Genomic DNA, 13431 nt, shown 5'->3' with positions numbered 1-13431 from the left:
TATGGGACAACAAGTATTGAAGTCTTCAAATGAAAAAATGGAAAAAGCAGTTGCTGCTTACTCTCGTGAATTGGCAACAGTTCGCGCAGGTCGTGCAAGCTCGTCTGTATTAGATAAGGTACAAGTTGATTACTATGGTGCACCAACACCTGTTGTGCAATTAGCGAACATTACAGTTCCAGAAGCACGTTTACTTGTAATTCAACCTTATGATAAAACTTCTATCGGTGATATTGAAAAAGCAATCTTAAAAGCGGATTTAGGCTTAAATCCTTCTAATGATGGAACTGTAATTCGTATTGCATTCCCTGCATTAACAGAAGAGCGTCGTCGTGATCTTGTAAAAGTTGTAAAAAAATATGCTGAAGAAGCAAAAGTTGCTGTTCGTAATGTACGTCGTGACAGTAACGATGATCTTAAGAAGCTTGAAAAAGCTGGCGATATTACAGAAGATGATTTAAGAGGATATACTGAAGATATCCAAAAAGAAACAGATAAATATATTGCAAAAGTTGACGAAATCGCAAAAAACAAAGAAAAAGAAATCATGGAAGTGTAATAGCGATACCTTCGCAAATATGACCCTCTTCTTAAGGGGGTCTTTTTACACTTTTAGGCATACGTCTGCTTGCTGGAGGGTATGAATGATGTTTAAAAACTTTCCTTTTTTTAAAAGTAAAAAGGTCGCATCGTTTGATCATCTCGTTGAAAAAGTGAAAAAAGGATACGTCCCAGAACATATTGCCATCATTATGGATGGTAATGGAAGATGGGCAAAGAGGAGAGCGATGCCTCGTATTGCGGGACATCATGAAGGCATGCAAGTTGTAAAGAAAATCACAAAATTTGCAAGCAAACTTAATGTCAAAGTATTAACTCTTTATGCTTTTTCAACTGAGAACTGGAAAAGACCGAAAAAGGAAGTTGACTATTTAATGAGGCTTCCAGAAGAATTTCTAGGTACATTTTTACCAGAATTGATTAAAGAGAACGTACAAGTCCGAGTAATAGGACAACAAGATCGTCTTCCTACGCATACACGCAGAGCGATGGAAAAGGCCATGGAAGATACGAAAGAGAATACGGGATTAATTCTTAATTTCGCGTTAAACTATGGAAGTCGAGATGAGATCGTTTCTGCTGTGCAACATATGGTGAAAGATAGTGAGGAAGGAAAAATTCGTGTTGAAGATGTAAGTGAAGAAATGCTTTCTTCTTATTTAATGACGAGTTCTTTACCTGACCCAGAGTTGTTAATCCGTACGAGCGGAGAGCTACGTATTAGTAATTTCATGTTATGGCAAATTGCATATTCGGAATTTTGGTTTACAGATGTGTATTGGCCAGATTTTACCGAGGAACATTTGCTAAATGCGATTACAGACTTTCAGCATAGAGGGCGCAGATTCGGAGGCGTGTAGAAAGAGAGGGTTTGGTAGTGAAACAGAGAATTATTACTGGAGTGGTTGCTGCCGCGCTATTCATTCCCATCGTAATTTACGGTGGCGTGCCTTTTACGGTTTTAGTGTATGCACTTGCTTCTATAGGTTTATATGAATTAATTCGTATGAATAAGCTTACGCTTATTTCAATACCAACAGTTTTAGCTGCAGTATTATTATGGATCATTTTAATTCCAAGTAGTGCATCAGAACTGTTTACGCAGATTGGATTAGGTAAATTAGAAATCACATTTGTGATTGTTTTATTACTTTTATCATATACAGTCCTTTCTAAGAATACATTTACTTTTGACAATGCTTCATTTTTGCTAATGGCAACAACATATGTTGGAATGGGATTCCTATATTTGAATGAAACGAGAATATTAGGAATTAAATATGTGTTTTGTGCATTATTTGTTATATGGGCTACTGATTCAGGCGCATATTTCGTAGGAAAGGCATTAGGAAAGAGGAAATTGTGGCCAGAAATTAGTCCAAATAAAACGATTGAAGGTTCAATAGGTGGCATCGTTTGTGGAATTGTTGTGGCACTCGTTTACAATATGTTCTTCCCTGTTGAGGCTAATGTAGGGATTTTAATTGTGTTGACAATTATCATTTCTATTTTTGGACAAATTGGTGATTTAGTACAGTCTGCATTTAAACGTCATTATGGCGTAAAGGATTCAGGTACGATTTTACCTGGACATGGTGGTATATTAGATCGAACAGATAGTTGGTTATTTGTTTTACCAATTCTCTACTTCTTATTACAATACAATTAATAAATGAACGAGGGGTTGGAGTCATGAAAAACATTAGTTTATTAGGTGCAAGCGGATCAATTGGTACACAAACTTTAGATGTATTACGCTCGCACCCAGACCAATTCCGTCTCGTTGCTTTTTCTGTAGGGAAAAATATTGACTACGCAGTAAATGTAATTCAAGAATTTTCTCCGCAAATCGTCTCTGTGCAAAGAGAGGAAGATGTTTTAAAATTACAAGCTGTCTCTGGTAATACAAAAGTTGTATATGGTAGTGAAGGGCTTTTAGAAGTAGCATTACATCCAGATGCGGAGATTGTAGTAAATGCTGTTGTAGGTAGCGTAGGGTTGTTACCAACACTTCGTGCAATTGAGGCGAAAAAAACAATTGGAATTGCAAATAAAGAAACATTAGTAACTGCAGGGCATCTTGTAATGGAAGCGGCACGAAAACATAATGTTTCGTTACTTCCGGTAGATAGTGAACATTCAGCTATTTTTCAATGTTTGAATGGTGAAAATGAAAAAAGAATTTCTCGACTAATTATAACGGCTTCCGGTGGAAGTTTCCGTGATAAAACGAGAGATGAATTGCATCATGTGACCGTAGAAGATGCACTTCGACATCCAAACTGGTCAATGGGTTCGAAAATTACAATTGATTCTGCTACAATGATGAATAAGGGGCTAGAAGTAATTGAAGCACATTGGCTTTTTGGTATCCCTTATGAGCAAATCGATGTTGTTTTACATAAAGAAAGTATTATCCATTCTATGGTTGAATTTGAAGATCGTAGTGTAATGGCACAGCTTGGCTCACCTGATATGCGAGTACCAATTCAATACGCGCTTACATATCCTGATCGATTGCCTCTAACAGACACAAAACAGTTAAACTTATGGGAAATAGGGACGTTGCATTTTGAAAAAATGAATCAAGAACGATTCCGTTGCCTACGTTTTGCGTATGAAGCTGGAAAAGCAGGTGGAAGTATGCCAGCTGTAATGAACGCAGCGAATGAAGTAGCTGTTGAAGCTTTTTTACAAAAGAGAATTGGTTTCTTAACAGTGGAAGACCTCATTGAAAAAGCAATGAACCATCACAATGTCATTGCACGTCCGAGCTTAGAGGAAATTTTGGAAATTGATGCAGCCACAAGACGGTTTGTGATGGAACAAATTTAGCAAAGGTGGTTATGGAATTGAATACAGCGATTGCCTTTATATTAATTTTCGGTGCACTCGTATTTTTCCATGAGCTAGGGCATCTATATTTCGCAAAAAGAGCAGGTATTTTATGCCGTGAGTTTGCGATTGGTTTTGGTCCGAAAATATTCTCATTTGAAAAGAATGAAACGGTGTATACGATTCGATTACTGCCCCTTGGTGGCTATGTAAGAATGGCTGGCGAAGATGCAGACACAGTTGAGTTAAAGCCTGGAAAAAAGGTTGGCCTTGTATTAAATGAAAAAGACGAAGTTGCGAAATTAGTTTTTGATGGATATGAAAAGTATCCAAATGTTCGTGTCATTGAAGTCGAACAAGCTGATTTAGAGCATAATTTAACAATTTCGGGCTATGAAGAGTACGAGGAAGAGCTTCAAACATTCCGAGTGAATGAAAAGGCTCGTATTATTACTGCTGGTGAAGAAATACAAATTGCTCCGTACAATAGGCAGTTCGGCTCCAAGAAATTGGGTCAACGTGCCTTAACAATCTTTGCAGGTCCTGCAATGAACTTCATTTTAGCATTTGTTATTTTTGTGATTCTTGGATTTGTACAAGGTGTTCCTGTTGACAAGCCAATGGTCGGAAAAGTAATGGAGAATAGTGCAGCCGAGCAAGCTGGATTAAAAGAAAATGATACAATTCAAGCAATCGATGGGAAAAACACAAGTACATGGAAAGATGTTGTTACCGTTGTACGTGAAAACCCAAATAAAGAAATTACGTTACAAGTAAAGCGTGATAATGAACAGTTTAATGTAAAAGTAACGCCAACACTCGATAAAGAAGGAAAAGACGAAGTGGGTAGAATTGGTGTTTACTCTCCAGTAGAGAAAACAGTAATGGGTTCTATTAAATCAGGATTTGAACAAACATACCAATGGACAAAACTAATTTTTGATTCACTTGTGAAATTAGTAACTGGTCAATTCTCTATTAATGAGTTGTCAGGTCCAGTAGGAATTTATAATCTAACAGATCAAGTTGTAGATTATGGATTTACGCGTGTATTAAGTTTAGCAGCAGTTTTAAGTATTAACCTTGGTTTATTTAATTTACTACCAGTCCCTGCTTTAGACGGTGGACGTTTGTTCTTCTTCTTAATTGAAGCGTTACGAGGGAAACCAATTGACCGCCAAAAAGAAGGAATGGTTCACTTTATTGGTTTTGCATTATTAATGTTACTTATGTTAGTTGTAACTTGGAATGACATTCGTAAGTTTTTCTTGTAAAATAAAGTGAAACTTATAATGAAATAGAGCTCGTAGAATAAAATCCCTCACCTAACTCGAGGTGAGGGGTTTTACTGCGTGAAAGAGTAAAATGAAGAGGTGCGAATAAATGAAACAAAGTATGGTATTCAGTCCTACATTACGTGAAGTTCCAGCTGATGCGGAGATTAAGAGTCATCAGTTATTACTTCGCGCAGGTTTTATGCGTCAAAATGCTTCTGGTATTTATAGTTTTCTACCATTTGGATTAAAAGTACTACACAAAGTAGAACGTATCGTTCGAGAAGAAATGGAGCGCGCAGGAGCTGTAGAATTATTAATGCCAGCGATGCAAGCGGCAGAATTATGGCAAGAATCAGGCCGTTGGTATTCTTACGGATCTGAATTAATGCGTATGAAAGATCGTAACGCTCGTGAATTCGCATTAGGAGCGACACATGAAGAAGTAATTACGGATCTTGTACGTGATGAAGTGAAATCATATAAAAAATTACCGTTAACATTGTACCAAATTCAAACAAAATTCCGTGATGAACAAAGACCTCGTTTCGGTTTATTACGTGGAAGAGAGTTTCTAATGAAAGATGCATACTCTTTCCATGCTACACAAGAGAGTTTAGATGAAGTATACGATCGTTTATACAAAGCATACTCTAACATTTTTGCTCGTTGTGGCTTGAATTTCCGTGCAGTTATTGCTGACTCTGGAGCAATGGGCGGAAAAGATACGCATGAATTTATGGTATTATCTGAAGTTGGTGAAGATACAATTGCATACTCTGATACATCTAATTATGCAGCAAACATCGAAATGGCTCCTGTTGTAGCTACGTATACGAAGAGTGATGAAGCAGAAAAGGCACTTGAAAAAGTAGCAACACCAGATCAAAAAGCAATTGAAGAAGTATCTGCATTCTTAAACATTGAAGCTGACAAGTGCATTAAGTCTATGGTATTTAAAGTAGATGAGAAATTAGTAGTTGTACTTGTACGTGGTGATCATGAAGTAAACGATGTAAAAGTGAAAAATGTATACGGCGCTTCAGTTGTTGAGCTTGCTTCTCATGAAGAAGTGAAAGAATTATTAAACTGTGAAGTTGGTTCTTTAGGACCGATTGGTGTAACAGGTGATATCGAAATTATCGCAGACCATGCTGTAGCATCAATTGTTAACGGTTGTTCAGGAGCGAACGAAGAAGGATTCCATTATGTAAATGTAAATCCAGAACGTGACTTTAAAGTAAGTCAATATACAGATTTACGCTTCATTCAAGAAGGAGACCAGTCTCCAGATGGAAACGGAACAATTCTTTTCGCACGCGGAATTGAAGTTGGTCATGTATTCAAATTAGGAACTCGTTATAGTGAAGCAATGAACGCAACATTCCTAGATGAAAACGGAAAAACACAACCACTTATTATGGGTTGTTACGGTATCGGTGTATCTCGTACAGTGGCAGCAATCGCAGAGCAGTTTAATGATGAGAACGGTTTAGTTTGGCCAAAAGCTGTTGCACCGTTCCATGTGCATGTAATTCCAGTAAATATGAAATCTGATGCACAACGTGAAATGGGTGAAAATATCTACAACTCATTACAAGAACAAGGGTACGAAGTATTACTAGATGATCGTGCAGAACGTGCGGGTGTTAAATTTGCAGATGCAGATTTATTCGGCCTTCCAGTTCGCGTGACAGTTGGTAAAAAAGCAGACGAAGGTATTGTAGAAGTGAAAGTACGTGCTACAGGCGAGTCTGAAGAAGTGAAAGTAGAAGAACTTCAAACATATATTACAAATATTTTAAAATAAGAAGAGGTACCTCGTAATGAGGTACCTTCTCTTTCTTTGTAAACGTATTTTGTAAAAGAAGAAGGGAGAAATCTTTCTTTGTAGTACGTTTCAATTTATAATAGCAAATGGAAGGAGAGTGCTTATGTCTTTAACAAATGAACAACAAGAGCGATTTCAAATTTTGCTCCAGCAGTTGCAAATACCAGACGACCTTATAAATCAATATTTACAAGGTGGTGGTATTGAAAGGCTCGTTATTGATAAAGCGAATAAAAGTTGGCATTTTGATTTACAAGTGCCACGTATTTTGCCTACAGAATTATATGAATTGCTAGAAACAAAGCTTAAGCAATCATTTTCTCATATTGCAAGAACAACATTTGCATTAGAAACAGAGAATAAACAATTTACAGAAGAAGAAGTGAGGGCGTATTGGCCGCTTTGTACGGAACGAATTACATTTTCACCTATGTTTGCTTACTTAAAGAAGCAGCTTCCGCAGGTGAATGGAGTGAAGTTGCTAATAAATGTGAATAATGAGCTGGAATCTACTGCTTTAAAGAAAAACGTTGCGAAACCAGTAGGGGATCAATACGAAACTTTTGGATTCCCGCGTTTTCAGTTAGACACACATATACAGCAAAATACAGAAGAAATGCAAAAGTTTCGTGAGCAAACGCAGCAAGAAGATCGTGAACGTGTTATACAAGCTATGGAAGAAATGGCGAAGAAGCAAGCTGAAGAAAGTAGCGTTGTGCATGAAGGACCGGTTGTACTCGGATATCTCATTAAGCCGGATGAAGAGATTACACCGATGCGAGAAATTCAAGATGAAGAAAGAAGAAAAACAGTTCAAGGATACGTCTTCCATGTAGAAACGAAAGAGCTGCGTAGTGGCCGTACGTTATTAACTTTAAAAATAACAGACTATACGGATTCAATTATGATCAAAATGTTCTCGCGTGACAAAGAAGATATTCCAATGCTGCAATCCTTGAAAAAAGGAATGTGGGTGAAAGCGCGTGGTTCTGTTCAAAATGATACATTCGTTCGAGATTTAGTAATGATTGCAAATGATATAAATGAAATAACAGGACCGTCTCGTAAAGATAAAGCGCCAGAAGGTGAAAAACGTGTAGAGCTGCATCTTCACACACCGATGAGCCAAATGGACGCTGTTACTCCTGTTTCTAGACTTGTTGCCCAAGCAGGTAAATGGGGACATGAGGCAATCGCTGTTACAGACCATGCTGTTGCGCAGTCTTTCCCAGAGGCATATTCTGCGGGTAAAAAGGCTGGGGTTAAAGTTATATATGGTGTAGAAGCGAATCTAGTTAATGATGGTGTACCAATTGCATATAACGAAGCGCATCGTTTACTTGCAGAGGAAACATATGTTGTTTTCGACGTTGAGACGACAGGTTTATCAGCTGTATATGATACTGTTATCGAGTTAGCGGCTGTAAAAGTAAAAGGTGGCGAAATTATTGACCGCTTTGAATCTTTCGCAAATCCACATCAGCCATTATCTGCGACGATTATTGAATTAACAGGTATTACAGATGATATGTTAACGGATGCACCAGAAGTGGACGAAGTGTTTAAAAAGTTTGAAGAATGGATGGGCGACCATACACTTGTTGCTCATAACGCAAGTTTTGATATGGGCTTTATTAACGTAGGTTTTAAAAAGGCTGGGCTAGAAAAAACGAATAATCCTGTTATTGATACGTTAGAACTTGCAAGATTCTTATTCCCAGAAATGAAAAACCACCGATTAAATACGATGTGTAAAAAGCTTGATATTGAATTAACGCAACATCACCGTGCGATTTATGATACAGAAGCAACGGGATACTTACTTGTGAAAATGTTAAAAGATGTGATTGAAAAGGGATTTGAATATCACGATCAATTAAATGATAGCATGGGGCAAGGGGATGCGTATAAGCGTGGACGTCCAAGTCATATGACGTTACTTGCCACATCAGATGTAGGGTTGAAAAATTTATATAAACTTGTTTCCTATTCTCACCTAAATTACTTTTATCGTGTACCACGAGTACCAAGGTCACTATTAAAAAAATATCGTGAAGGAATTTTAGTAGGAACGGCTTGTGATAAAGGTGAAGTGTTTGAGGCGATGATGCAAAAAGCTCCTGAAGAGGTAGAAGAAATTGCGCAGTTCTATGATTACATTGAAGTAATGCCTCCAGAGGTGTTACGTCATTTAGTAGAACGTGAACTGGTTCGAGATGAGGGACAATTAAAAACAATTATTTCTAACTTAGTAAAACTAGGTGAGACGTTAGATAAACCAGTTGTTGCTACAGGAAACGTGCATTATATAGATCCAGAGGATGCAATGTATCGCAAAATTTTAGTCAGTTCGCAGGGCGGAGCCAATCCGTTAAACCGACATTCATTACCACCTGTACATTTCCGTACAACGGATGAAATGTTAGAGTGTTTTTCATTCTTAGGTGAAGACGTAGCGAAAGAAATTGTTGTAACGAATACACAAAAGGTTGCATCATTGATTGGTGATGTTCATCCGGTGAAAGATGATCTATATACACCGAAAATTGAAGGTGCAGATGATGAGACGCGTGACATGAGTTATAAAATGGCGCGTAGCATTTATGGTGAAGAGTTACCTGAAATTGTAGAAGCGCGTTTAGAAAAAGAATTAAAAAGTATTATTGGGCATGGATTCGCCGTAATTTATTTAATTTCACATAAGCTTGTGAAGAAATCGTTAGTAGACGGATATTTAGTAGGTTCGCGTGGATCGGTAGGTTCATCGTTCGTTGCAACGATGATGGAAATTACAGAAGTAAACCCATTACCACCACACTATGTATGTCCGAAGTGTAAGCAATCAGAATTCTTTAATGATGGTTCTGTAGGTTCTGGTTTTGACTTGCCGGATAAAGAATGTCCTGCATGTAATGTTCCATACGTGAAAGATGGACATGATATTCCGTTCGAAACGTTCCTTGGATTTAAAGGAGATAAGGTACCCGATATCGATCTGAACTTCTCCGGGGAATACCAACCACGTGCTCATAACTATACGAAAGTACTGTTCGGTGAAGATTATGTATACCGTGCGGGTACAATAGGTACAGTCGCGGAAAAAACGGCTTATGGATATGTAAAAGGTTATGCAAATGATCATAATTTAACGATTCGAAATGCAGAGATTGACCGCTTAGTAGCAGGATGTACGGGCGTAAAACGTACAACCGGACAGCATCCAGGTGGTATTATCGTTGTACCAGATTACATGGATATCTTTGATTTCTCACCAATTCAGTTTCCGGCGGATTCAATAGGGGCTGAGTGGAGAACGACACACTTTGATTTCCACTCCATTCATGATAATTTATTGAAACTTGATATACTAGGACACGATGATCCGACTGTTATTCGTATGTTACAAGATTTAAGTGGTATTGATCCGAAAACAATCCCGACAGACGATCCAGAAGTAATGAAAATTTTCTCAGGCCCGGAATCATTAGGGGTAACGGAAGAACAAATTAACTGTAAAACAGGTACACTTGGTATACCAGAGTTTGGTACGAAATTCGTAAGGCAGATGTTAGAAGAGACGAAACCTACGACATTCTCTGAGTTAGTCCAAATCTCTGGACTATCACATGGTACAGACGTATGGCTTGGTAATGCAAACGAGTTAATTTATAACGGTACATGTACGCTGAGTGAAGTTATCGGTTGTCGTGATGACATTATGGTATATTTAATCTATCAAGGTTTAGACCCATCATTAGCCTTCAAAATCATGGAGTCAGTTCGTAAAGGTAAAGGTGTACCGGAAGAATGGGAAGATGACATGAAAAGTAATAATGTACCAGGATGGTATATTGATTCATGTAAGAAAATAAAGTACATGTTCCCTAAAGCCCATGCGGCTGCTTACGTACTTATGGCTGTACGTATTGCATACTTTAAAGTACATTTCGCGCTTCTATTCTATGCGGCATACTTTACAGTTCGTGCAGATGACTTTGATATAGAGGCGATGGCGAAGGGTTCAGCATCTATACGTGTAAGAATTGATGAAATTGCGCAAAAAGGTTTGGATGCAGCGCCGAAAGAGAAAAGTTTATTAACAGTACTAGAAATGACACTTGAAATGTGTGAGCGTGGATACTCATTCCAAAAGGTTGATTTATACCGTTCGCATGCAACAGAATTTATTATTGATGGGGATACTTTAATTCCTCCATTTAATGCAGTGCCTGGACTTGGTACAAACGCAGCTTTAAGTATTGTAGAAGCACGCAAAAATGGAGATTTCTTATCAAAAGAAGATTTACAGCAGCGCAGTAAGGTTTCGAAAACAATTATTGAGTATTTAGATAGTCAAGGTTGCTTAGGCGATCTACCTGATCAAAACCAGTTATCACTGTTCTAATAGGTAGGAAAAGTCTTTGCAAATCAACATTTGCTATGGTATACTATTAACCGAGATAACCATGTCATGTATATTGTGTAAAAAAAAGAGTGGGGAAACCCACTCTTTCGTGTTACTATCTACGTTTTATTGATGTGGAGAGGTAAGAAATTTCTGTCGTATATACATATTTTGTTACAAGTTTTACTTCTTAAATTTGGTAATACTAAGACAGATATTCCCTGCTTAACGGCAGGGGCTTTTGTTAGCTAACGAGAAAGAATAAGATGGACCGTTTTTATGGACGGGGTCTTTTCTTGTAAATGGTACATGGCGGCAGGAAGGAGGCTGTTTATGGATAAGAAAGTCACAGAAGTTGTAGAAGCATTTGCGCAGCCAATCGTTGAAGAGTTAAATCTTGAACTTGTAGATGTAGAGTATGTGCAAGAAGGACAAGACTGGTTCTTACGCGTATTCATCGATTCTGAAAAGGGAGTCGACATTGAAGAATGCGGTGCGGTAAGTGAACGTTTAAGCGAAGCTTTAGATAAAGAGGATCCAATTCCTCATCTTTACTTTTTGGATGTATCATCTCCTGGAGCGGAACGCCCATTAAAGAAAGAGAAAGACTTCCAGCAAGCGGTAGGAAAACAAGTGGCAATTAAAACATATGAGCCGATTGATGGTGAAAAAATGTTTGAAGGAAAGCTACTTTCCTACGATGGTACTACAATTACATTATTATTAACAATTAAAACACGTAAAAAAGAAATCCAAATTCCAATGGATAAAGTTGCAAATGCGCGACTTGCTGTTACGTTTTAGTTAGAAGGGGGATCTTCATGAGCACTGAGTTGTTAGATGCCTTGCTCGTATTAGAGTCAGAAAAAGGAATCAGCAAAGATATTATTATTGATGCGATTGAAGCAGCGTTAATCTCTGCTTATAAACGCAATTTTAATCAAGCACAAAACGTTCGTGTGAGCTTTAACCCAGAAGTGGGAACAATTCAAGTTTTAGCACGTAAAGACGTTGTAGATAATGTGTTTGATCCACGTCTTGAAATTTCTGTTGAAGAAGCAAGACAAATTAATCCAAACTATCAAGATGGTGACGTACTAGAGATTGAAGTAACACCAAAAGATTTCGGTCGTATTGCAGCACAAACTGCAAAACAGGTTGTAACACAACGAGTGCGCGAAGCAGAGCGTGGTGTTATTTACTCTGAGTTTAGTGACCGTGAAGAAGATATCATGGTGGGTATCGTACAACGTCAAGATGCTCGTTTTATCTATGTAAGCTTAGGGAAAGTAGAAGCTTTATTACCTGTAAGTGAGCAAATGCCAAACGAACAGTACAAACCACATGATCGTATTCGCGTATTCATTACGAAAGTAGAAAAAACAACAAAAGGACCACAAATTTACGTATCACGTACACATCCTGGTCTTTTAAAACGTTTATTCGAAATGGAAGTTCCTGAAATTTATGATGGAACTGTTGAAATTCGTTCTGTAGCACGTGAAGCTGGCGATCGTTCTAAAATTTCTGTACATGCAGAGAACATTGATGTTGATCCAGTAGGTTCTTGTGTAGGACCGAAAGGACAACGTGTACAACGCATTGTAGACGAATTAAAAGGCGAAAAGATTGACATCGTTCGCTGGTCAAATGATCCAGTAGAATATGTTGCAAATGCTTTAAGCCCATCACAAGTTGTTAAAGTGCTTGTAGATGAAGAAGAAAAAGCAACAACTGTTGTTGTTCCAGACCACCAACTGTCATTAGCTATTGGTAAGCGTGGACAAAATGCACGTCTTGCAGCTAAATTAACAGGTTGGAAAATTGATATTAAGAGTGAGTCTGATGCGAAACAACTTGGTATTGTAACAGAAGAAGATAGCGTAATCGCATTCGGATTCGATTCAGTTGAAGACGAAATCGAATAGAGGTGATGAGTATGAGCAATCGAAAAGTTCCGTTACGAAAATGTGTTGCAACGCAAGAAATGAAATCAAAACGAGAGCTCGTTCGCATTGTTCGTTCCAAAGAGGGAGAAGTGTCCATTGATTTAACTGGAAAGAAATCAGGACGAGGTGCTTATTTATCAAAAGATAAAGAAAGTATTCTTCAAGCCCAAAAGAAAAATGTTTTGGAACATCATCTAAAAGCGAAAATCGACGGTTCTCTATACGAAGAGCTTCTTGAGCTTGTTGAGAAGGAGTCGAAATAAGTGTCCGATTGGAAATCGTTTTTAGGACTAGCAAACCGGGCTCGGAAAATTATTTCGGGTGAAGAACTTGTTTTAAAAGAAGTACGAAGTGGCAAAGCAAAACTTGTATTGCTATCTGAAGATGCGTCAGCAAATACTACAAAACGCATCACGGATAAAGCGACGTATTACAACGTACCAATGAGAAAGGTCGAAAATCGACAACAATTAGGGCATGCGATTGGGAGAGACGAGCGAGTCGTTGTAGCTGTGTTAGATGAGGGCTTTGCGAAAAAGCTGCGTAGCATGCTCGATACAAATTACCGGGGGTGAA

11 protein-coding genes are annotated in these 13431 nt (G+C 38.1%); all 11 read left to right on the top strand.

Features of this window, described 5'->3' with window-relative positions; translation table 11 throughout:
• Position 1 precedes the first annotated feature (1 nt).
• Positions 2-559, top strand: a complete 558-nt coding sequence (gene frr, locus ILS93_RS06875; RefSeq protein WP_000531506.1) for a ribosome recycling factor — start codon at positions 2-4, stop codon at positions 557-559.
• A gap of 85 nt (positions 560-644) precedes the next feature.
• Positions 645-1421, top strand: a complete 777-nt coding sequence (uppS, locus tag ILS93_RS06870; protein ID WP_064475012.1) for an undecaprenyl pyrophosphate synthase — start codon at positions 645-647, stop codon at positions 1419-1421.
• A gap of 17 nt (positions 1422-1438) precedes the next feature.
• The gene (gene cdsA / locus ILS93_RS06865) at positions 1439-2230 is read left to right on the top strand and encodes a phosphatidate cytidylyltransferase (protein WP_064475013.1); all 792 of its coding nucleotides are present in this window, start codon (positions 1439-1441) and stop codon (positions 2228-2230) included.
• Positions 2231-2253: 23 nt separating this feature from the next.
• The gene (gene dxr / locus ILS93_RS06860) at positions 2254-3396 is read left to right on the top strand and encodes a 1-deoxy-D-xylulose-5-phosphate reductoisomerase (protein ID WP_064475014.1); all 1143 of its coding nucleotides are present in this window, start codon (positions 2254-2256) and stop codon (positions 3394-3396) included.
• Positions 3397-3413: 17 nt separating this feature from the next.
• Entirely contained in the window at positions 3414-4670 is a 1257-nt protein-coding gene (gene rseP / locus ILS93_RS06855) for an RIP metalloprotease RseP (RefSeq protein WP_142315321.1), read from the top strand.
• A gap of 109 nt (positions 4671-4779) precedes the next feature.
• Entirely contained in the window at positions 4780-6480 is a 1701-nt protein-coding gene (locus tag ILS93_RS06850; protein ID WP_088047269.1) for a proline--tRNA ligase, read from the top strand.
• A gap of 124 nt (positions 6481-6604) precedes the next feature.
• Positions 6605-10906 (top strand): PolC-type DNA polymerase III, encoded by a 4302-nt coding sequence (locus ILS93_RS06845; protein ID WP_064475017.1) that lies wholly within the window; start codon positions 6605-6607, stop codon positions 10904-10906.
• A gap of 333 nt (positions 10907-11239) precedes the next feature.
• The gene (gene rimP, locus ILS93_RS06840) at positions 11240-11710 is read left to right on the top strand and encodes a ribosome maturation factor RimP (protein ID WP_000359098.1); all 471 of its coding nucleotides are present in this window, start codon (positions 11240-11242) and stop codon (positions 11708-11710) included.
• Between the two features lie 17 nt (positions 11711-11727).
• A complete protein-coding gene (nusA, locus tag ILS93_RS06835) occupies positions 11728-12834 on the top strand; it encodes a transcription termination factor NusA (RefSeq protein WP_000102596.1) in 1107 nt (368 codons plus the stop codon).
• An 11-nt stretch (positions 12835-12845) separates the two neighbouring features.
• Positions 12846-13118, top strand: coding sequence for an RNase P modulator RnpM (gene rnpM / locus ILS93_RS06830; protein ID WP_000071127.1), 273 nt, complete (start codon positions 12846-12848; stop codon positions 13116-13118).
• Positions 13119-13430, top strand: a complete 312-nt coding sequence (locus tag ILS93_RS06825; protein ID WP_001286521.1) for a YlxQ family RNA-binding protein — start codon at positions 13119-13121, stop codon at positions 13428-13430.
• Position 13431: the final 1 nt, after the last annotated feature.

This window comes from Bacillus sp. 16GRE42 (genome assembly GCF_019837435.1).
Classification (GTDB): domain Bacteria; phylum Bacillota; class Bacilli; order Bacillales; family Bacillaceae_G; genus Bacillus_A; species Bacillus_A wiedmannii.
This window is presented reverse-complemented; position numbering and strand designations above follow the sequence as displayed.